At 68.2% G+C, this 18,731-nt stretch carries 25 protein-coding genes; 12 read left to right on the forward strand and 13 right to left on the reverse strand.

The window, feature by feature from the left end:
* Window positions 1-37 precede the first annotated feature (37 nt).
* Window positions 38-514, reverse strand: a complete 477-nt coding sequence (locus tag AB8O64_RS10745; protein WP_370418929.1) for a hypothetical protein — start codon at window positions 512-514, stop codon at window positions 38-40.
* 198 nt (window positions 515-712) lie between these two features.
* Between AB8O64_RS10745 and AB8O64_RS10750 the strand changes: the two genes are divergently transcribed.
* From AB8O64_RS10750 to AB8O64_RS10765, 4 genes are read left to right on the forward strand one after another with little or no spacing between them, the layout of a single operon-like run.
* Window positions 713-1,207 carry a hypothetical protein gene (locus AB8O64_RS10750; protein WP_370418930.1) on the forward strand — a complete coding sequence of 165 codons (495 nt, stop codon included), beginning with the start codon at window positions 713-715 and terminating at the stop codon, window positions 1,205-1,207.
* On the forward strand, window positions 1,204-1,794 hold the full coding sequence (locus AB8O64_RS10755; protein WP_370418931.1) for a toxin: 591 nt from the start codon (window positions 1,204-1,206) through the stop codon (window positions 1,792-1,794). The genes AB8O64_RS10750 and AB8O64_RS10755 overlap by 4 nt, the downstream gene beginning before the upstream one ends.
* 54 nt (window positions 1,795-1,848) lie before the next feature.
* Window positions 1,849-3,015, forward strand: a complete 1,167-nt coding sequence (locus AB8O64_RS10760; protein ID WP_370423840.1) for an MAB_1171c family putative transporter — start codon at window positions 1,849-1,851, stop codon at window positions 3,013-3,015.
* Window positions 3,012-3,587 carry a hypothetical protein gene (locus AB8O64_RS10765; RefSeq protein ID WP_370418932.1) on the forward strand — a complete coding sequence of 192 codons (576 nt, stop codon included), beginning with the start codon at window positions 3,012-3,014 and terminating at the stop codon, window positions 3,585-3,587. Before AB8O64_RS10760 ends, AB8O64_RS10765 begins: the two co-directional genes overlap by 4 nt.
* 87 nt (window positions 3,588-3,674) lie before the next feature.
* Here the strand turns inward: AB8O64_RS10765 and AB8O64_RS10770 are convergent, their stop codons facing one another.
* The 4 genes from AB8O64_RS10770 to AB8O64_RS10785 all read right to left on the reverse strand — a co-directional run bounded on the left by AB8O64_RS10770 (window position 3,675) and on the right by AB8O64_RS10785 (window position 5,622).
* Window positions 3,675-3,758 (reverse strand): hypothetical protein, encoded by an 84-nt coding sequence (locus AB8O64_RS10770; RefSeq protein ID WP_370423841.1) that lies wholly within the window; start codon window positions 3,756-3,758, stop codon window positions 3,675-3,677.
* A gap of 108 nt (window positions 3,759-3,866) precedes the next feature.
* On the reverse strand, window positions 3,867-4,160 hold the full coding sequence (locus AB8O64_RS10775) for a hypothetical protein (protein ID WP_370418933.1): 294 nt from the start codon (window positions 4,158-4,160) through the stop codon (window positions 3,867-3,869).
* Window positions 4,161-4,241: 81 nt separating this feature from the next.
* Window positions 4,242-4,646, reverse strand: a complete 405-nt coding sequence (locus AB8O64_RS10780) for a hypothetical protein (protein WP_370418934.1) — start codon at window positions 4,644-4,646, stop codon at window positions 4,242-4,244.
* A 67-nt stretch (window positions 4,647-4,713) separates the two neighbouring features.
* The gene (locus AB8O64_RS10785; protein WP_370418935.1) at window positions 4,714-5,622 is read right to left on the reverse strand and encodes a hypothetical protein; all 909 of its coding nucleotides are present in this window, start codon (window positions 5,620-5,622) and stop codon (window positions 4,714-4,716) included.
* A 476-nt stretch (window positions 5,623-6,098) separates the two neighbouring features.
* On the opposite strand from AB8O64_RS10785, the gene AB8O64_RS10790 reads away from it, so the two are divergent.
* Window positions 6,099-7,589: a hypothetical protein gene (locus tag AB8O64_RS10790; protein WP_370418936.1), complete on the forward strand. Its 1,491-nt coding sequence runs from the start codon at window positions 6,099-6,101 to the stop codon at window positions 7,587-7,589.
* A gap of 18 nt (window positions 7,590-7,607) precedes the next feature.
* Here AB8O64_RS10790 and AB8O64_RS10795 read toward each other — a convergent pair whose 3' ends face one another.
* Window positions 7,608-8,087 (reverse strand): hypothetical protein, encoded by a 480-nt coding sequence (locus AB8O64_RS10795; RefSeq protein ID WP_370418937.1) that lies wholly within the window; start codon window positions 8,085-8,087, stop codon window positions 7,608-7,610.
* Window positions 8,088-8,378: 291 nt separating this feature from the next.
* On the opposite strand from AB8O64_RS10795, the gene AB8O64_RS10800 reads away from it, so the two are divergent.
* Both AB8O64_RS10800 and AB8O64_RS10805 read left to right on the forward strand, forming a co-directional pair.
* A complete protein-coding gene (locus AB8O64_RS10800) occupies window positions 8,379-8,804 on the forward strand; it encodes a lamin tail domain-containing protein (RefSeq protein ID WP_370418938.1) in 426 nt (141 codons plus the stop codon).
* 231 nt (window positions 8,805-9,035) lie between these two features.
* The gene (locus AB8O64_RS10805; RefSeq protein WP_370418939.1) at window positions 9,036-9,245 is read left to right on the forward strand and encodes a hypothetical protein; all 210 of its coding nucleotides are present in this window, start codon (window positions 9,036-9,038) and stop codon (window positions 9,243-9,245) included.
* 477 nt (window positions 9,246-9,722) lie between these two features.
* Here AB8O64_RS10805 and AB8O64_RS10810 read toward each other — a convergent pair whose 3' ends face one another.
* The 7 genes from AB8O64_RS10810 to AB8O64_RS10840 all read right to left on the reverse strand — a co-directional run bounded on the left by AB8O64_RS10810 (window position 9,723) and on the right by AB8O64_RS10840 (window position 15,964).
* Entirely contained in the window at window positions 9,723-10,193 is a 471-nt protein-coding gene (locus AB8O64_RS10810) for a hypothetical protein (RefSeq protein ID WP_370418940.1), read from the reverse strand.
* 497 nt (window positions 10,194-10,690) lie between these two features.
* Entirely contained in the window at window positions 10,691-11,104 is a 414-nt protein-coding gene (locus AB8O64_RS10815; RefSeq protein WP_370418941.1) for a hypothetical protein, read from the reverse strand.
* A 160-nt stretch (window positions 11,105-11,264) separates the two neighbouring features.
* Window positions 11,265-12,905: a hypothetical protein gene (locus AB8O64_RS10820; protein ID WP_370418942.1), complete on the reverse strand. Its 1,641-nt coding sequence runs from the start codon at window positions 12,903-12,905 to the stop codon at window positions 11,265-11,267.
* A 295-nt stretch (window positions 12,906-13,200) separates the two neighbouring features.
* Complete coding sequence (locus AB8O64_RS10825; RefSeq protein ID WP_370418943.1) at window positions 13,201-13,584, reverse strand: hypothetical protein; 384 nt, start codon at window positions 13,582-13,584, stop codon at window positions 13,201-13,203.
* Window positions 13,581-14,798 carry a recombinase family protein gene (locus tag AB8O64_RS10830; protein ID WP_370418944.1) on the reverse strand — a complete coding sequence of 406 codons (1,218 nt, stop codon included), beginning with the start codon at window positions 14,796-14,798 and terminating at the stop codon, window positions 13,581-13,583. Before AB8O64_RS10830 ends, AB8O64_RS10825 begins: the two co-directional genes overlap by 4 nt.
* A gap of 151 nt (window positions 14,799-14,949) precedes the next feature.
* Window positions 14,950-15,369, reverse strand: coding sequence for a hypothetical protein (locus AB8O64_RS10835; protein ID WP_370418945.1), 420 nt, complete (start codon window positions 15,367-15,369; stop codon window positions 14,950-14,952).
* A gap of 178 nt (window positions 15,370-15,547) precedes the next feature.
* Window positions 15,548-15,964 carry a hypothetical protein gene (locus AB8O64_RS10840; protein ID WP_370418946.1) on the reverse strand — a complete coding sequence of 139 codons (417 nt, stop codon included), beginning with the start codon at window positions 15,962-15,964 and terminating at the stop codon, window positions 15,548-15,550.
* A gap of 265 nt (window positions 15,965-16,229) precedes the next feature.
* Here AB8O64_RS10840 and AB8O64_RS10845 point away from each other — a divergent pair, with 265 nt between their 5' ends.
* From AB8O64_RS10845 to AB8O64_RS10865, 5 genes are all read left to right on the forward strand, one after another.
* Window positions 16,230-16,736 (forward strand): hypothetical protein, encoded by a 507-nt coding sequence (locus AB8O64_RS10845; RefSeq protein ID WP_370418947.1) that lies wholly within the window; start codon window positions 16,230-16,232, stop codon window positions 16,734-16,736.
* A 69-nt stretch (window positions 16,737-16,805) separates the two neighbouring features.
* Complete coding sequence (locus AB8O64_RS10850; RefSeq protein WP_370418948.1) at window positions 16,806-17,207, forward strand: hypothetical protein; 402 nt, start codon at window positions 16,806-16,808, stop codon at window positions 17,205-17,207.
* 27 nt (window positions 17,208-17,234) lie between these two features.
* Window positions 17,235-17,882 carry a hypothetical protein gene (locus AB8O64_RS10855; protein WP_370418949.1) on the forward strand — a complete coding sequence of 216 codons (648 nt, stop codon included), beginning with the start codon at window positions 17,235-17,237 and terminating at the stop codon, window positions 17,880-17,882.
* Window positions 17,883-17,902: 20 nt separating this feature from the next.
* A complete protein-coding gene (locus AB8O64_RS10860; RefSeq protein WP_370418950.1) occupies window positions 17,903-18,100 on the forward strand; it encodes a hypothetical protein in 198 nt (65 codons plus the stop codon).
* 193 nt (window positions 18,101-18,293) lie between these two features.
* Complete coding sequence (locus tag AB8O64_RS10865; RefSeq protein ID WP_370418951.1) at window positions 18,294-18,674, forward strand: hypothetical protein; 381 nt, start codon at window positions 18,294-18,296, stop codon at window positions 18,672-18,674.
* The last annotated feature ends 57 nt before the right edge of the window (window positions 18,675-18,731 follow it).

Consider the following 18,731-nt stretch of genomic DNA (forward strand, 5'->3'; position numbering starts at 1 on the left):
TGGCGAAATACCGGATTGCAAAGAACTATTGGGCGTTTTACCGAACCGGCACAGAAGTCCAAGTCACATGCCCGCCTTCGTCGCCGCGGTACTGCCCGAGGTCGTCGGTGAGGCGGTGCACGAGGAACAGCCCCGGCTCGTCCTCGGGTGTCGGCAACGGTCGGTCCGCCTCTCCGATCGTGAGCAACACGTGAGACCCATCGCAGGAGATCCGGCCCGACAGGTCGACGCTTGCTCGGTGCCGCGCGGTGATGTCGACGAGCTCCGTGAGGACTGCGAGCACCTGCTCGGCGACGGCTGCGGCTTGCGAGAGTTCGCCGAGCAGGGCCGGCAGCATCATCGAGGCGAACCGGTGAGATCGGTGCACCGTTTGGGCGGGACTGCGCTCGGGGCCAACCCGGAACTCAAGTGAGTTCGGCGTGCTGAGAATCTGCGGCACGGCGGCGTTCTTGCTGGCCGCGGGATGTCGCAGGCTGGAGGCCCAGAGCAGAGGCACTGCGTCGGAGATCGTCACGGTTCGTCCATCACTCCATCGCGTTGAGTGGACCGAGCTGGGGCACGTCGAAGTCGGCCGTTCGACCCCTGCGGGGCGGCCCTGTGTGTCATCGAGTTAACAGTGACGTAGAGTGTTTACGCAAGCCGATACGGAACGCAAAGTTCCAGTTCAAGGCGTATGCACAAGGCACGCTCCCAGCCGACAGCGTGGACTAGAGTGACGCAGTCATTTCAGGCATACAACGCAAAGAGGGACATGGATACCCTGGGGGCGGAGATGAGTGCTGGCGAGCGGCGTGAGCCACGCACCTTGCAGGAGAAGATCACCTACCTGCTGGAGGAGTCGTTCCCCGACGGCGCCCCGAGCGACCGCGAGTTCTGCCGAATCGTGGAGGCCCGTGGCGGAGCTTTGTCTCACAGCTACTTCGGCAAGCTCCGCAAGGGCCAGCTCACCGAGGTCAGGGACGAGACTCTGCAGGCCCTGGGAATGGGCTTCGACTGCGACTGGCGCTTCTTCAAGCCGGAATCGCAGGTAGAGGAGGAAGTCGCCGCCGGGCTCCGCTTCCTGGCCGACAAGCGCGCTGGCGGCATCAGTGGAATTGCCGGTCGAGGCATCACCGAGGAAGGGCTCTCGCCCGACTTGCTCAACTTTGCCCTTGACATCTTGGAGAAGGCGCGCCAGGAGGCACAGGAACCTCCGGCGGGGACATGACGGACGCACCTTCTTCTGAGCCGTCCCTGAGCGAGGTGCAGGAGCGGTGCAGGACTGGCCTGGAAGACCTTCCGATCCCCAACCCGTTCTCGGTAGAGCAGCTGCGGATCAACATGGAGAAGGCCCGCGGCCGCCGGATCATCATGCAGCCCATCCCTGACTCATTGATCACCGCGAGAACGGCGTGCGGACTGAGGATCAAGGACACCCACGTCAGTGTCGTCCTCTACCGCGAGCGTCCGTCGGCCTACTTGACCGAGCACGTCATGTTGCACGAGTTGGTCCACGAGTGGTTAGACCATGGCACCCAGCTCGGGCATGACGAACTCAAGGCGCTGCTGCCCGTCTTCGGGCCGGGTCTGATCAAGCGCGTCATGGCTGGCGAGGCCACCGTGCAGGCGCGCGCCAACTACCGCACTGTCGAGGAGAAGATCGCCGAACTCGGCGCCTCCCTCATCCCCCGCATGGCCCGCGACGTTCCGAGCGACGACATGCTCGGCCGCCTGGACGACACCCTCTCCCGGCCCGCCGGTGGCAACAGCTACCGGCTAGGACGTCGCCTTCGTAACCTTTTCCGCCGTTCGTAACGCAAGGACCTCCACCCCGTGCTCGACATAGCTGGCTATCTCGTAGCCGCCCTGATGACCGCTGTCGCCATCTGGCGTGCGCTCGGGGGTTCCGATGCCCGCCGCAGATCCCTCTGGGGCTGCTTCGTGGGCTTCTCAATCGCCCTGTGGGCCAAGACCGAGGTTGTACGAATCGGGCTCAACAACAGCTCGATCACCGACGCCTCGATTCTGCTCAAGCACTACTCGGCCGGCGCAGCGATTTTGGCGATCATGTACTACATCGTCGCCGTGTACGGGCATTACCCCGCTGACGGCGAGATGGCCCGCGCTGTACGAGTAGCCCGCGTCATCCAGCGCGCAGCCATGAAGACGGCCCTCGCGAGCTTCGCTCTGATGACGATCATGTTCTTCACGATCGTTGACCGGTCGGTACCGAGCGACCACTTCGTCAGCGATCACGCCGGTCAGTGGGGCGCTACCGCCTACATGACCGTGTTCTACGTCTACCTGGGCTCCTCATCCGCTATCTGCCTCTATCAGTGGGCCGGAGCGTTCCGCCGTGAGGAACGCGGGTTGCTGCGCGTCGGCCTGAGCATGATGTCTTTCGCCATGCTCCTCGGCGTCATCTACTCCTTCGGTCGCATGCTGGCCATGTGGGTCTGGCTCGCCGTCCACCCCAGCCACGCCGCCTTCCAGAAGATCGAGTCTTCCACCGAGGCGATGCAGCTTCTCCTTTTCGTGCTGTTCGCGCTCGGGGTATCGGTCCCGGCCTCGGAGAAGGGACTTCGCCGGGCCCGGTCCTGGTGGGCCCTCACGCGCCTGTACCCGCTGTGGCGTGAGCTGATGACGGCCTTCCCCGCCATCCCGATGGAGCTGCCACGCTCCCGGTACCGCGAGCTGACCCGCCGAGACATGGACGCCGAGCTCCAGCTCGACCGGTGGATTCACGATGTCGCCGACGCGATCGAGAAGCTGCGTCATCACGTCCCCGACAACCTGATGACGGCCGCCAAGGAGAAGTCCCCCCACGGTGCCGTCGCTCAGGCGAACTGGATCAAGGCCGCGCTCGCAGCCAAGGCGGCAGGAGCACCTACGGGGCCGGCCTCGGCGTTCGAGCAGCCCGCGGCCACGGACCAGGACGGAGAGGTCGCATGGCTTCGCCGGGTGGCTAGGGCGTACAAGAAGAGCAGCCCGGCCCAGGCGCAAAGCCTGCTCGCTGCCACAGGTGCAGCCGCATGACGAACGACGCCACTGCTGCCCGAACCGTCACCGATGTGCTCCAGCCCCGCAACGTCCTCGTGATCGGCATGGTCGGCATCGGCCTGGCGGCCGCTGGCAACTGGACCGGCATCCCCTGGGGCCTGCTCGGTGCGCTGTGCGCCGGCATCATCCCGGCCGGGTACATCGAGTGGGAACGCAAGCGCGGCACGTGGGGTGACCGGCATGTGGTGGACCGCACGAAGAGGGCGCCCATCTTCTTCGTCATTCTGGGGTCGATCGGCCTCGGCTCGCTCGCCATGGTCCTCGGCCACGCCCCGACCGGCCTCCTCGTCGCCATGCTCGCCCTGTGGGCCATGACCGTTGGACTCCTGACCGTGAATTCCGCCTGGAAGATCAGCGTGGACAGCGCCGTCGCCGCCGCTATCCCCACGCTGCTCGCCGTCGTCCACTCCCCGTGGTGGCTGCTTGCCTACGTCGTGACGGTGGCCGTGTGCTGGTCCAGGGTCGCCCTCACCTACCACTCCGTTGCCCAGACCGTGGCTGGCGCCTGCCTCGGCGCGGCGACCGCCACGGCCTTCCTGCTGGTCTGACGCAACGCCGAACGAGCAAGGAGCCCCGGACGGTTGTCCGGGGCTCTGTCTATTCAGGGAGTTGCGCTCAGCGAGGCGGACGCACCATCACGTCGTGCAGGCGTCAGCCAGCGCGTCTCGGCCACCGGTCTGCCACCTCGTCCACCAGTTGTCCACGGCCCTGACCGACACCCTAAACAAGGCCGCGACCGCTGCCGGTCCCGGCCCTCCGTCGGGAAGGTGCGGGATGGAAAGCGGAGGGTGCCGGGGGCGCGGTGGTGGCGCCCCCGGCGGGGAGCGCTACGAGGGGTTCGCCACGAGCCAGTTCGCGAACCTGTTGCCCTGGATCGTCCAAGCGTCCTCGCGGTCGACGAGCCCGCCCTTCCAGGTACGCAGCCAGGGCATGGGGACGTGCCCCTCTTCGCGGACCTCGTCGAGGTTCATGACGGTCCCGGACCAGGTGTAGACGGTGTACCCGGAGTCCTTGCGGGTGGTACGGGTGTCGAGCCGGACTCGCATGCCGTGGGTGAGGACGATGTCGCCCTCGGCGAGCTGGCTGGAGTCCTTCACGGTGACGTTGGGGGCGGTGGTCATGGGTACCTCGCGATGTCGTGGTGGAGTGGCGGGGAGGGTGCCGGGGCGCGGCGGTCTGCGTCGCGCCCCGGCGGGCGGCGGTCAGGCCGCGAGCGCGGCGCGGGCGTCGATGTCCCAGGCGGGGACGACGAGGCCGAGTTCGACGTAGCGGGCGGCGCGCACTGCGGCCTTGCCGGGCCCGGAGTACGGGCAGCCCTTGTGACGGCGCGGCGGCGCGGGCTTCGCGCCCTTCCGCTCCCGCATGTGGCTGTAGAAGACGTCGATGTCCTCGCCGCACAGCAGGTCGGTCAGGGCCCAGCGGTGTTCGCTGCCGGGGTAGCCGTGGTGGACGCCCGCACACCGAGTGCGGGTGCAAGCTTCGGGTTCGGTGACCGGGGTGGTGCGGGGCGTGTAGCCGAGTTCGAGCATTCGCAGCCATGCGGCGGCGAGACTTTCGCGGTTGCGGGTGGTGTCGGGCAGGAACGTGGACAGGAACGGCGCGGTCATGGCGCTGGGGCCTTTCTGGTGCTGGGTGGAGGGGGGTCGGGGTGCAGGCGGCGCCCCGACGGGGCGGTCAGGCCGCCAGGTCGTGCAGGGGGACCGCGCTGTCCTGCTGCCACTCGGACAGGGAGGCCAGGAGGCAGTTCCTCCACGCGAGCGCGTACCGGGGGCAGTTCGAGCACGTCTTGTGCGTGCAGCCGGGCAGCGGCGCGTGATGGCGGGCGTTGAACGACCATGCCAGTGAGTCGGAGCTGTAGAGGAGGTGGTGAACTTCGCGGAGGCCGGTCACCTTGAAGCCGAAGCCGTGCAGGCGGATGCCGAGCCCGTGCAGCCTCTCCACGATCCGTACGGCTTCCTTGGTCGACTGCCGTCGGCACACCGAGCCGAGGCCGACCAGCGGCTCAAGGGTGAGGTCGACGCCCATCGCGGCGTACATGTCGACACACCGGAGGTAGTCGTCCAGCGTCCAGCCCTGGAGGACGGGCATCCAGGGGAGTTCGTCGTCGTGCCACATCAGGTTGAGGTAGGAGGCGACTGTGCGGCACTGGTGGTCGTAGACCGTCCGGCCGGTCTTCGTGAGGATCTGCGGTTCGCACATCCAGTCCTGGATCGCCGCGCGCTCCAGCTCTCCCACCTCGTCGGCGTACCGGCGCACGGCGGCGGCGTACTGGGCGAGGGGCACGGTCCACTCGCCGTACAAGCTCAGCTCCGTGAACCCACCGGAGTCGAGCATCCACGAGGTGACGGCGCGCGGCAGGCGGCGACGCCCGGCGAGACGACGGTGGGAGACGCACAGCGGTACGGCCATGCTGCCGCCGAACTCGGGTCGCTCCAGCCATGAGGGCTGATGCGCGCCCAGGTAGGACCAGCGGTCGGTTTCGCCGTACTGGAGATACGTTCGGCCGGGGTCGACAGGTCCCGGCGGCAGTGCGGGGGCGACCGCCGCGGACGCGGGCACGTCGAAGAGTGCAACGGACTGCACGAGGAGTCCCTTTCGGTTCGGGTCTATGTCGGCGGTTGCTCTCCACCAACAAGCTAAATACTACAGCACGCGTCACATGAGGTCTACTTGATACTCATGGTCAGCCCATCGGCTCCACACCCTTCGCGCGCTACTCCTTTCGCGGCGGGCACACCGGCGCCTGCCCCGCGGACCGCTCACGCCCGCACGACGAGCGGCCCGATCGGCCGCCATCGCGCCCCCATCAGACTCACGCCCCGTGGCGAACGCCAGTCCGCGGTAAGCCCTCAGGCCGCGAGGCCTGATGCGTAGGGCGTCCCCGCAGCCGCGTGGTGGCGGGTTCCCCGAGGGCGCAGTGGGGTATGCAGGGGCATCGGCCAACAAGCGCCAATATTCAGTCACTTGTTCGAGTTGGATGCTTGGTGATTCCGCCTTGCAGGTTTGCTGAGACCGTCGGCGCGCGAGAGGCGCGCCGCGGCAACTTGTGAGAGGAACACGTGAGACCACGCATATCTGCACGCTCCCAACGACGCTTACGGGGACTGGCGCTGTTCGCAACCGCTGCCGTTCTTCTCCCGCTCGCGTCGCCTGCATCGGCGACTGACAGCCCGGCGGATGAGCTGACCGTCGAAACCTACATAGTGCCAGCCGGGGCTCACGTTCCGCCTCTGGAAGAACTTCAGTCGGATGCCGCCTTCGACTCCTTCCGGAGCCGGATCCAGGCTTCGGCTGACGCTGACGCTCAGGCCGCCGCCGAGACGATCGGGCCTGCCGCTTCCTATGACCCGCGCACCGCGGAGCCGTCCACCGCGGAGGCGGAAACCGGCCCCGGCGCGGGCACGCCTGCTGGTGATGTCACCGCGGAGGCCGAGGCTGATGCGGCGGATGACGTCTCTGACGATGCCGAGCTCGATGCGGCCGCTGCCACGTACCCGGAGCCTCCGCACAGCATGACGTTCGACGAGTGCAAGGCCGGGCTGGGCACGAAGAACAAACTGTTCGTCAAGTCCCGGTTCGCCGTGTGTACGGGTGCGTCATTCATCCAATTCTGGCGGCAGAACAAGAAGCCTGTCGGGGAGAGCGCCTTCGACGTCCGCACGATCGGCACCATCGCCAAGGGCAGCCGGGAGATGAAGGCTCAGGTCTATTTCTCGAACTTCGCCAAGACCGGCAAGACGGCGACCGGCGGCCTGATGATCACCCCTCGTATGACCGTCCCGCAGAAGTGGCCGGCATCCGCGAAGACCACCCAGGGCGGCAGCATTCCCGGAGCGCAGAGCTTCGACGCCCTGGCTCGGCAAAAGCCTGCGACATTCATGCACTCGGTGACCGTCGCCGCCGGCCAGGGGACGACGCAGGATGACCTTGTATTTGCGGTGTACGAGCCCGCGATCAAAATCATGCCCCCGGCCGGGTGGGGCATGACCGGAGACATGGGCGGCAAGCTCTTCTTCCTCGCACCGCGGTGGGACACCGCCAAGTACGTGACCAAGAGGGGCGGGGCAGTGTTCAGCAACATCGTTACGTTGCCGTACAGCTCGAAGCAGGGGGCTCCGGAGAAGGAAGTGGCCGAGCACATCCGAGACGCCTACAACAACACTCCTGATATCCGCCCGAAGAACGCACACCGGGACATCCCCGGGCGGGACCTGAAGAAGCCACTGCACCGGCTGTACCACAATACGAAACGACGCGAGGCCAACCGGAATGCGGCCATCAAAGTGTGCGAGCAGAACTGGGGAAAGAACTACCCGCAGGATCCCCAGAATCCCAACCGCAAGCGGGAGTGTGATGAGTTCCCGTTCGCCTCAACCTATGAGGGATCCGCTCAGAAGAAGTATGAGCCATCGGCCCCTGCAGACAACTTCTCGGCTCGGCCCCTGACGAAGGGGGACAATGGAGCAGGCGGCACGATATTGGCGGGCTTCTATAAGAAGAATCGTCTGATCGACGGCTCGGACGACGGGTTCCTGGTCTCGATCAAGTAGCCGCTCAGCGGGGAGGGGCTAGAGCCCCTCCCCGCTGTTGGCCTCTGGCCAGAACTGCGCCAAATAGCGTTCTACGCCGTGCGGGACTCCGTGCTGGGCCAGGTCGGCTACCTCCTCACGCCCCGCGCAAAACAAGCGAAGTCTCCACAGACGATTCGGGCTGCCCAGGTCCACGTAGTCCTCCTGTGCTCCTGCAACCGCCCGAATCTCCAGCTCCCCGGAGGGCGATTGGAGCACGGTCTCGTCCTGCACCTCCCACGCAACCCTCTTGTCCTGGGGTGGGTTGGCGTCCCAAACTTCGACGGTCAAGGCGGCGGTGTGCGTGTGGCCAGCGCTCTCGATGTCGATCCGCCCTTCGTAGGCAGAGAGAAACGGCCCATCCGGTTCTCGCCCGTCGGGGTAGGAATCGGGCACGGCCGAGTCGTCGGTGTCTTGCAGTCCGAATCCGTAGAAGTCGACGTGTACGTCAACTTCTTGTCGGCGCAGCATGGTTGCCATAGGTGACTCCCCTCTGAAGGCGGTGGATCGCACTCCGGTGCGGATCGTATCGATTGGTTGCCCTCCGCTCCAGATCTCGTCCCTCCGGGGGCGGGGGCTCGTTCACATCCTCGTGCGCTGGGTGGTGTGCCCCGTCGCTGCGGGGGTTGTGCGGATGTCCGGCTCCGGTAACCGCCTGGGGGATCTGCTAGTGACGGGGCGGAGCATCCCGTCAGAGTGATCGTCCCGGTGTTCGCCGGGGACTCTGATCATGGTGCGACTGCTCTGCCGTGCCCAACTGCGAGGTGCCTCATGTCTCAGTTAGCTGTCCGACTCACCGCTGCCGCGATCACCGGTGGAGCTCTTCTGGCCGTGACCGTGATGCCGTCCTCCGCCGCGACCCCGGTGGCCGCCTTCGGGGCAATCCAGTACGACAGCCCCGGCAAGGACACCCGGTCGAACGCGTCACGGAACGCGGAGTGGGTCACGGTCGTCAACAAGACGGGTAGGACCCTCGACCTGCGCGGCTGGACGCTGTCCGACGCTGAGCGGCACCGGTACACGCTCAAGGTGAAGCTCGGCGCCTACAAGTCCGTGAAGGTCCACACGGGCAGCGGCCGGGACTCCGCAGCCGACGTGTACTGGGGCTCGGGCAACTACATCTGGAACAACACGAAGGACACCGCGACGCTGAAGGACGCCCACGGGCGGACGGTGGCGACGAAGTCCTGGCGCTGACGTGAGACATGGCCCCCACCTGAAGAAGGCGGGGGCCATGGCGCGCGTGAAGGCGAGGCCGTTGGGCATCCGCTCGGGCACAACGTGGACGCGGCCGCCGTGGCCGCTCCCTTCGGTGGGGCGTCTCCCTCAGGGCCCTCGCCCGGATGGGGAGGGCGCGAGGATCCCGCACTTTGGCCACCTTCGGCGGCTCCGGATGCGTCCGGACCTGTCCGGATGGACCATGGATCCATGTCCGGACTCGCTCGGGTCGTGGTCCATCCGCCGTCGCCGACGGGTGGCCGGCGGGTGACGGTCGGCGCGGAGATCCTCGGCGTCGCGTACGGGGTGGCCGATCTGCTGGAGTTCCTGCGCCGGGCTGGCATGGATCCGGATGAGGTCCGGCTGGATGATCCGGCGCTGATCCACTGGCGCGGCGGCGGCCCGGACGTCTGGACGTGACGCCGTCGCCCGCGCCTGCGGCCCTCAGCTCGGGTAGGCGGCCACCTGTCGCAGCAGCGCCGGTGAACTCGTCTGCCGGCACGTCCAGGATGGCGCTCCAGCGGGGGTCGGGGCTCGGCCCACCCGGTGAAGTCGTCGAACTCCGCCCAGCCGCCGACAACCAGGTCGTGCAAGTACGGGTCGGGGCTGCTGCCGCCGCCCATCGCGAAGGTTTCGACACGGTGAGCGGCGAGGCCGTAGACGTGCAGCCATGCCACGGCCAGGGCTGTCGTTCCGCTCACCCAGGTGATACCTGGCCTCCCGGGCCCAGCACCTGGCACCCGCCCCCGCCCCTGGGCATCAGCGCCGACTGCGAGGACCGCGTCCGGGTCGGTGCCGGAGTCGATGCCCATGGGTCGCTCCGCTTGCCGGGGCTGGCCTCAGGATGCGCCGGTGCGCTGACAAACGGACGCGGAACGCTCCGCCGACGGCGCTGGGCTACGAGTGACGAAGGGTATGGAACTCGCAGATATCGGGATCTGTGGTGAATCGGTAGATACGGGGCTTCTCCCGGCTGCCGGTGACACCGAAGGAGAACCCGCCGTCGGCGTGGTTGAAGTTGTGGTTCCAGACCTGCTTGCCGTCCGTGAAATCCAGCTTGAGGTCGTCGTCCATGCCGACGACCTCGTCCTTGGGCGTCAGCGTCCAGGTACCTGTGCCGCCACCGGTGCGCTTCGGCTTCTTCGGGTAATCGAACTCCGGCCAGTCGCTCGCCTGGAATGTCCCATCGGGACGGAGCGTGATGGTCCCGAACGGGTCGGCCTTGTAGCTGCCGACCATATCCTCGCGGGCGAGCCCGGCCGGCCGGTCCCCCTCATCACCGCATTCAAACATCCGGGCGCACCCAGTGCTCGTGACCGACGTAGCGACTACCAGCGCGCATATCATTCCCACCGCATGCCAACGCACCCCGGCCACCTCAAATCGCCTCAAAAGCCGTGCAGGCCCAGCATCCCAGGGCCTCGTCTTCACAGGTCAACGGGGGTGCCCTTTCGGCAGTCGCCCGTCCGGCCCCGCACCACGAAGCGTCGTGTTCCCGGCGTCGGTGAGCAGCGCCCGGCGCCCTCGGCTGTTGATGGCCAGGAAGACCGGTCCGTCGTACCCGACCAGTCGTGCGCCCCCATGCGGCGCGGCCGGTGTTGGTCACCTCGGTCACCCAGCGGGCGAGATAGACGGCGCCCAGGACGCGGGGGCTCGTGCTCTCCGGAACGCGGCCCTTGTCGTCGGCGAGCGCGGCGAGCAGCGCACGGCGGTGTGCGGGGGTGTGCGGGGGTGGGGGCCTTGGGGGCCATACGCACGGGGCCCAAGGCGTTGCATGCGATGGGCATGGTGATGGTGGCCCTTCGGCGCTGAGGGGGGTGGGGCGCAGGGAGGTGTTCGCACTGCGCCCCAGTGCGGGTGGGTGATCAGATGACGTCGGTGCTGTCGTAGAAGGTGGCCAGTCCGCCGGTGAGCCGCTCAAGGCCCATGGGGAGGGTCGGCCTGGTGAACTCGGTGCGAACCTGCCGCTCGTACTCGGCGTCGGAGACCAGGCGCACCGTGTGGTCGACGGTGCGGAAGCCGATGGCGCTCCACTTCTCGACGCCGTACCGCGTGGTGTGGGTGACCGGGTCGGTGTACTCCACGAGCCGGATGATCAGGGCAGGGCAGGCCTCGGCGTTGATGACGGACTCGCGCAGCGTCTTGCCGCCCAGGACTTCCAGGGAGTACACGGCATTGTGCTCGGCCTGAGTGTCGACGGGCCCGGAGTCGGCGAGGACGGTACGCAGCGGCCCGCACAGGGCGGTGAGTTCGTCCACGGTGGGCAGAGTCAGGGTCAAGGGCACGATGGTCCCCTTTCGGTTCGGGTCTTGTCGGCGGTTGCTCTCCGCCAACGCTAGAAATATTACAGCATGGGTCATCTAGTTGGTGGTGGCCCCTGGAAATCGGAGCTACCAGCCACCGGGGTGCCGTGCACTGGGCCGAAGCTGCGCGCCCCGCCTAGTTGGTCATCATGCTGGTCAGGTGCGGCCCGATGTACCCGACGACCAGATGGCCGGCACTCCCGCCCCGCGCCCCCTTCACGTCGTCCAGGAAGTACACCCGCGGCGCGATCCGGCCGCGTACGGCGAGCTTGAGGTGCGCCTGCATCTCCGCGCGCTCCCCGCCGGGCACCGGGAACAACCGCTCATGCCCGAACTTCCCCATCGTCGACGAACTCTCCGCCATGGCGACCTGCTTGACCGGGTACGGCTTCGCACCCGCGGGCGGGGTCATGCAGAACTGGTAGAAGCCGCCGTTGAACCCGGCCTTCGCCGCCGCGGCGTACGAGTCGAGCGACACCAGCGCCGTCCAGCCCTTCGCCGCCCAAGTGCGCGACATGGCATGCTCGTCGAGCCCGGACGCAACTCGCGGGTCCGCCGTCACCGTCAGGTGCTCCAGCTCCGCCAGGCGCTCCCACAGCTCCTCGAACGACGAGGGGAGGCCTGGCAGGCTCTCGGCCGCCTCAACAACCTCCTCTGAGCGACCCTGACGCAGCAGCAGTAGCCGGAGACGGTCCGTTTCGACCCGCGCCTGGTACAGCGCGTCCTGAGTCGTCAGGTGATCCCCGACCTCATTGTCCCGCTCGACTATCACAGCCTGGAGCTGTTCCTGCATCGCCATGTACGCCCGCTCGGACAGGTCAACGGTCCGGCCGAGTTCCGACAGCTCCTTGTCGGCCTGCTCCAGCAGACCGTTCAGCAGGGTCACCTCGGCGCGCAGTTCCTCGTCATGCTCGCCGGACCGCCGCGCCGGTACGGAGGTGAGCAGCCGGGCCTTGTCCATGGACTCACGGCGCTCCTGCCGGTGCTGCTCGGCGACGCGGTCGGGGAACGCCACGGCGGAGAGCTGCCGGGGCAGCGGACGCTCCAGGACAAGCGCGTGCACGCGGCGGGCGACACCACGCCACGTCTGGTCTGCCGGGTCGGTCAACCGTGCTGGCCCCATGAGCCGGTGACGTGGTGCGTCCGGCGCCCAGGCCGGATCGACGAGCGGCAGGAACGTCCGCACGGAGCCTGGGCCAACGCGGTGGTCGTGGCCGATCGCCTCGCGGAATGCGTCGACCGCGGCCAGGTCCCACAGCAGGTACGTGGACGCGTCCCCTGCGACGTCCCGCATCGTGCCAGCCACGCGCTCCGACCACAGGGGATCTGGCTGTGTGGGCCGCGCTGCGACGATGGTGGGCATCTGCCGCTCGGGATCACAGAGCACGTCGACGAGCGAGTGCACGCGGTCGTGAGTGACGCGCAGCGCGTTGACGCTCAGCCTCGAGATACCGTCGCGCGGCTCCAGCTCCACCAGCAGGGATCGGATCAGGTTCGGCTTGCTGGTGCGGAAGGTCTGCGCGCTGTTCGGGAAGCACTCCAGGTCGACGCTCACCATGCCGCCGTCGCCCGTGGTGGAGCGGACGGCCGTCACAGTGGTGCGCCACGTCGCTTCTGCCTTGTCCTCGCGGAGCTGGATGCGGGTGGCGTACTCAGCGCCACCTTCGTCGTACGCAGCCTGCGACAGAAGCAGGGACGACTCGTCGAGCGTGTGCTGCCCGGTACCGAGCTGTACGGCGGTGCGCGGGAACTTCTTCTTCAGCCAAGCGCCGGACACCCAACGGACGGTGTCGAGCAACGTCTCCGCTTCGGGCACGGCAAACACGGAACGGTGGGCGAGTGTGCTGGCAGGTGTACTCACGGGAACCTCAACGTGGGGGCCTGGCACGTGACCAGACCGATCGGAACGGGCCCCGCACGCAGGTCAGCGAGCCTGCGTCCGGGCACCGACTGCATGCGGGGAGAACGGGGCAAGGTGGCCGACACCCGACCCCCAGCTGGGGGTGGCGGGGAACGAGTGTCAGCGGGTGGTCAGCAAAGGACCCAGGAATAGGGAGATGTGGTGAAGAGCCTCAATCCGCGTCTTCGGCGGGGCTGAGGTCCGCAGAGGGCGGCGAGTCCTTCGCCTGCTGAGCAAGAAGTTGCTTCGCTCGTTTGGCCGGGACTCCTGTGGCCAGGGCGATGTCGCTCATCGTTGTCCGCCGCAGGGCCAGGGCAGCCACCGCCTCGATCAAGGCGGCCGTGTAGGCATCCTCGACGATCCGCAGCTTCTCCAGCTCCGGCGTCATCGGGATGAGCCTGACCTCTGCGGTTACGCCGACGAGTGCGAGCCCCTGTGTGGTGTTCTCGTGCGCCGCCTTCAGCGTCCGTCCGTGCCCGTACACCCCGTACTCGGGGACGTGCACCACCCAGGTCCGACCGCGTCTGCCGGCCCGGCACTCGATGGTCTCGCTCACGTCGCGCTCCCCATGTCGCAGATGACCTGGTGCACGACCGTGTCCGGGATGGGGTTGGGCAAGACCGCCTGCCGGCCCCCGATCCGGTAGAGCGTGTGCGTGTCGCTGCTGGTGACCGCGATGACGGTGAGCCCCCTCTGTCGGGCCGCAGTGCGGATACGCAGCAGCGCCCCACCCTCGTCGGCTCCGGCCCGGAGTCCTGCGGTGACCTCCTGGGCCTCCTTCCACTCCTTCAAGCTGATCACCGGCTCGTGTACGGCCTCCGGCGACCACACCCACTTCGAGATCGGATTCAGCTTGGAGGACCCGGCTCGTCCGGTGCGGGGCGACTTGCGGTTGTAGACCTGGTATCCGGTGAGCTTGGGGTTGGCGATCAGCCCCTCAACCAGCCCGTGGGTCCACCGGTTCTCGATCGGGTACCGGTCGGGCTCCGCCGCCAGGACCTCGATGATGTCCGCGGCCTTAAGGTGCTCCTCCCGTCGCAGGCGGCACAGTTCCCGAGCGGCGTCGAACCGGCGCGGGTCAGGGTGCGGAGCGAGCTTCTTCTTCGGCCGCTCGGCTCCGAACCGTCCCCGCTGCCGCGCCGGGGCGTTCTCGTCGATCACAGCGACGTACGGGTAGGGCGGGTAGCCGTGGTTCCAGCCTTGGACGGCGTGCTGGAACTGCCCGCCCATCGACATCTCCATCATCGTCGCCCGGTAGATCTCCGCGTCGACCTGGCTGTACCGGCGGGTGCGCAGCCTCCCGGACTCGGTGCCGCCTGTCGGTTCGTTGGCGTACACCACCTCCACGCCGATCCGTTCCAGCTCGTGCTCCACGGTGAGGCTGGTCAGCATGGCGCGCGCCACGCGATCGGAGCGCTCCGCCAGGACGTGAGTGACGCCCAGTTGTTCGGCACGGTCAACCAGGTCCTGGAGGCCACCGTCCCGCGGGATCGGAACGGCAAGGGCGTCGTACATCTCCTGCGGCCCGAGGCCCCGAAGGTCCGGGGGGAGCATCCCGGACTCGACGTCCCAGAAGAACGCGGCGAACTCCTCGTCCACCTCCAATCGTTCGGAGGCGAGCGCCACTTGGCGGGGGATGGACGAGGCGGGGTTCTGGTTGTCCTTGGTGGAGACGCGGCCGACGAACACGGGGTGGCGGGGACGCGAGTCCATCTGCCGGAAGTTCGGCAGGTCGGTGAGGTCGATGGGCGGTCCGAAGTGGATGGCCATGGCCCTTCCTGGATTTCTTGTTGGGAAAGTCGATGCGCCGCGCAGTCGCGGTGGCCGCGCGCTTGGCTGGGGCCTGATGACGGGCAGCGGTGCGCGCCACGCTCAGGGGCAGGGGAAGAGGGGGCGCCCGTCGGAACGGGCGCCCGGACGATCACGAACCGGAGTGGCTGCGGCCGTTGTGGTCCAGGTGGATGCCGTCCACGTGCAGATGCTTGGTGGCGTCGTGGTTCCGCCAGGTGCGCGCGGCCGAGTCCCAGCCGGAGGCGCCGACGATCCACCCGTAGAAGTAGCCGGTACCGAACCGCTCGTACTGGCCAAGCCCCTGCTCGTCGGGCTGTTCAGCAAGAACGGCCTCGAACAAGGCCCGGATGGCGCGGGTCTCGTACGTGTCGGCATTGAAGCGGCAAGACTCAAAGTGGCAGTAGCCGTAGCCCTTCACGCCCGTACGGGAGGAGACGGCAAGCCGCGCGGCAATGTCGTCGGGCAACACCACGACGGGCCGCGTCCACTGGTCGAGCGTGATGGTGATCTGCGCCGAAGTCAGGTCGGCCGCGATGGTCGAAACGGTCATCAGAAGGGGTCCTTTCAAGGAAGAGGCGACGGGATTTCGCGAGTTTTGAGAGCCTTCTACGCGCGCGCACGCGTAAGAGCGTTGCCTTGCGTTTTCGGGACTGGTGTGACTGGCGTGGTTTCGGGCGGTGCGCCCGGCGCCGGCACCGCCCGCCGGTGGGGCGGGCGGTACGTGCCGGTCAGGCGGTGGGCTCGCCGAACTCGCGCATGGCCTCGATGAGTGCGAAGTGCTTCAAAGGGGCGTATCCCTGGAGTCCGTCAGCGAGCCAGGAAGCGCGGCCTGCAGGTGTCAGGGCGCGGGCCCATACGCGGCAGTCCCGGTAGAGGGACCGGGCCGCGCTGTAGCTGACGCCGCCGCGGTTCTTGTAGTCCTCGATGGCGGTCGCCCGGTCGTGGACAGCGATGGCTCGGATGCTCGCGGCGTAGCGGTCAACGGCGGTCACCTCGATCACGTCGAGGCAGTCACCCCAGTGCGCGTCGAAGTGCAGGAGATCGCGGTCTTCCTGGGTGTCGGGGGTGAGGAGTACGCCGTGCACGGTGCCGTCCTGCATGAGGACGGTGAAGGAGCGGGGGGCCTTGTCAAGGGTGACGGACATGGGTGTCCCTTCGGTTCGGGTCTGCGCCCGGTTGCTCTCCGGGCTGTGTGGCGGGGTGTTCCGCCAACACCTGAATAATACAGCACGGGTCATCTCGCTGGGAAGTCGTGCCGCGAAGTAAGTCCTGAGCACCACATACACAAGCGGTCGTCACGCCATCGCGACGTGCGCTGTACTTTTCTAGCCGGGGTGTGTAACGTTCCGACCGCACCACCGGCCCGGAGAGCAACCGGACCAACAGACCCGCCCTGAAAGGGACTTCGCCATGCGCAAGCTGCGCCTTCTTGCCCGACGCCCCCGCTCCGCAGCGCTCTTGGCCGCCGGGCTGGCCACCACCGCCCTCGGGCTCGTCGCCGTTCTCTCCGGCGAAGGCGGCACCGAAGCGATCGGCGCCGACCATCCCGCCAGCAACACGGAGATCGTCACCGCGTACAACGACGGCTGGATTGGCGGCCAGGCCGACCTGCGCGGGGACGACAACCGTGATGGCCGGATCGACGAGGACGAGAGCGGCTGGAACTGCCGCACCATGGGCAACCGCGTCTGCGGCACCCGCACCGTCCCCGACGAGTGCAAGGGCGCAGGCGCCGCCTCCGAGCTGTGCGCGACGGTAGCCCGCCGCCCGGCGTACGGCTGGAGGAACCCGGACGGTTCCCGGGTCGATAACCCCGACGGACGCGCCCAGGTCCGCGACCTGGATGAGAAACCCGGCACCCCCGAGTTCACGGCCGCCCTGCGTGCCCTCGATGCCGAGTGGCGCGCCCACCACTGACCACCCGCCGCCGGGGCGCAGCCGCGCCGCCGCACCCCGGCCCCGCCCTTGGAGAGGACTCCCATGCCCGTGTTCTTCGAACTTGACCCGACCGTGCGCCCGGTGCGCCTGAGTTCCCGCCCTGCCGACGCTCATCCGTACGACTTCGACCCGGCCGCCGTGCGCATCGTCCGCGCCGACCGCGTTCAGCGCGGGGACGTGGTGCTCGGGGAGGTCGACGGCCACGATCCGGGGCGCGCCGCCGGGGTCAGCTATCTGCCGTACGGCTGCCTCCCGTACGCCGCCCAGCCGCGTCCCGTCGACCCCGCGTGTCCGTGCGAGTTGTGCAGCCAGCACCGCGCCGACCCGTTCACCTACCTCACCGAGCCGATCGCGCTCACTGTCTGGCCGCGCGGTGAGCTGGGCTTGGACCCGGTGTGCCAGCTCAACAACGCCGACGAACTCCTGGTCGTCATCCCCGCCACCTCCTGAACACCCCCGACTCCGGAAGGTCCCGCCATGCGCACCCTGACCCTCGCCGACAGCTCCGACACGCTCACCCTCTCCGAGCGGCCGAGCGGCGCTGACTTCCCGCCCCTGCCGTACGGGCTCACCTTTGATGACGTCCTGGCCGTCCGCGCCCATGAGGTGAAGGCTGGTGACCTCGTGGTCGCCCAGTTCTCCGACGGGACCGGAGTCCGTCCGGCCGAGCACGTCCCCACCCCGTACCCGGCCGACCCGCACACGTTCGGCGGCTGCCCGTGCGACGGGTGCGAGGAGTGCGACGACATGGACGTCTGGACTCTCGCTGAGCACAGCCGCGTTACGGACGTCGGCTGGAGGTTCCTGTGCCTCGCCCCCGCCGAGGACGACGAACCGTGCGTGATCGTGCTACGCAATCGGCCCGTGGCCGTAATCCCCGCCGACGTCGTGGCGCGCGCCGAAGAGGCCGCCGCCGAGCCTCCGGTTCAGGCGTACGGCGTGATGTGGTCCGCCGACTTCGAGGCGTCCAGCCCGCAGGAGGCAGCGCGGCTGGCGTACGAGCAGCTCAAGAGCCATGCCGACGCCGCCGACTCGTGGCCGCCGCAGTTCGAGGTGACGGACGAGGAAGGGCAGATGACCGTGGTGGACCTGAACCGCACGGAGAAGAACGGAGAGGACCGGTGACGGGCCGCAACTGGAGACAGATGGGGCGCTCCGACTTCGACGTGTCCGTGCCTCTCGCCCTCGTCGACGAGGGCGCGGTGCGCGCCGGGGCCTGTGTGCCGGCTACCCCGGACGCGTACGGCACGGCCGCCCTGTTCGGCGACGAGCCGCCCGTTCGCCGGGCCGCGCCCCGCCGTCGGGCCCAGGCTGAGCAGCCGCAGGCCGACACCCTCTTCTAGGGCTGACCTTACGTACAGCGCGCGTCGCCACTGGGGCGATGCGCACACCTGCCGGGGTCGATTCGGCCCGACGAAGTAGGCGCTCGTCGAGTGTTTACCGTTTCCAAACTGGACCCACAGTGACGCGTGCTGTAGTATTTCTGTTGTTGGCGGAGAGCAACCGCCGACAAGACCCGAACCGAAGGTGACCCCCATGGCTTCCGCCAACTCCCGCCGCGCCGCCGTCCTCATCCGCAACCGCGCCCGCACCAACGGCGCCGAGGCCCGCGCCCGCCGCGCCGCCGCCACCGCCGCCCGCCGCGTCCAGACCGGCCCCCGATCACTGGCCACCCACATCATCGCCACCGGGGCCCCGCTCGACGTCGTGGCCGGAGCAGCCGAAGCGCTTCGCACCCAGGCCCGCAAGGCGGGCATCCGGGGCCGCGCCGCCCGTATCCGCCGCACACTCAACGGCCGTGCCCGTCGCGTCGTGACCGTCTACCGCTATACCGCCGAGCAGGTCGCCCAGATCGTCGCGAACTACAAGCCGCGCAAGGCCGAGTACAAGGCTATCCGCGCCACCCTCGCCGCCTGACGGACACACACCCTCGCCGGGGCGCACACTCCGCGCCCCGGCCCCCAGACACCCCGG

The organism is Streptomyces sp. QH1-20, assembly GCF_041283565.1.
GTDB lineage: Bacteria > Actinomycetota > Actinomycetes > Streptomycetales > Streptomycetaceae > Streptomyces > Streptomyces syringius.

Coding starts and splice junctions, on each gene's coding strand:
- AB8O64_RS10840 (WP_370418946.1), bottom strand. CDS start 15,964: ATGTCCGTCACCCTTGACAAGGCCCCCCGCTCCTTCACCGTCCTCATG.
- AB8O64_RS10830 (WP_370418944.1), bottom strand. CDS start 14,798: ATGGCCATCCACTTCGGACCGCCCATCGACCTCACCGACCTGCCGAAC.
- AB8O64_RS10860 (WP_370418950.1), top strand. CDS start 17,903: ATGGGGCGCTCCGACTTCGACGTGTCCGTGCCTCTCGCCCTCGTCGAC.
- AB8O64_RS10780 (WP_370418934.1), bottom strand. CDS start 4,646: ATGACCGCGCCGTTCCTGTCCACGTTCCTGCCCGACACCACCCGCAAC.
- AB8O64_RS10795 (WP_370418937.1), bottom strand. CDS start 8,087: ATGGCAACCATGCTGCGCCGACAAGAAGTTGACGTACACGTCGACTTC.
- AB8O64_RS10835 (WP_370418945.1), bottom strand. CDS start 15,369: ATGACCGTTTCGACCATCGCGGCCGACCTGACTTCGGCGCAGATCACC.
- AB8O64_RS10805 (WP_370418939.1), top strand. CDS start 9,036: ATGTCCGGACTCGCTCGGGTCGTGGTCCATCCGCCGTCGCCGACGGGT.
- AB8O64_RS10865 (WP_370418951.1), top strand. CDS start 18,294: ATGGCTTCCGCCAACTCCCGCCGCGCCGCCGTCCTCATCCGCAACCGC.
- AB8O64_RS10800 (WP_370418938.1), top strand. CDS start 8,379: ATGTCTCAGTTAGCTGTCCGACTCACCGCTGCCGCGATCACCGGTGGA.
- AB8O64_RS10855 (WP_370418949.1), top strand. CDS start 17,235: ATGCGCACCCTGACCCTCGCCGACAGCTCCGACACGCTCACCCTCTCC.
- AB8O64_RS10765 (WP_370418932.1), top strand. CDS start 3,012: ATGACGAACGACGCCACTGCTGCCCGAACCGTCACCGATGTGCTCCAG.
- AB8O64_RS10760 (WP_370423840.1), top strand. CDS start 1,849: ATGACCGCTGTCGCCATCTGGCGTGCGCTCGGGGGTTCCGATGCCCGC.
- AB8O64_RS10755 (WP_370418931.1), top strand. CDS start 1,204: ATGACGGACGCACCTTCTTCTGAGCCGTCCCTGAGCGAGGTGCAGGAG.
- AB8O64_RS10775 (WP_370418933.1), bottom strand. CDS start 4,160: ATGACCACCGCCCCCAACGTCACCGTGAAGGACTCCAGCCAGCTCGCC.
- AB8O64_RS10845 (WP_370418947.1), top strand. CDS start 16,230: ATGCGCAAGCTGCGCCTTCTTGCCCGACGCCCCCGCTCCGCAGCGCTC.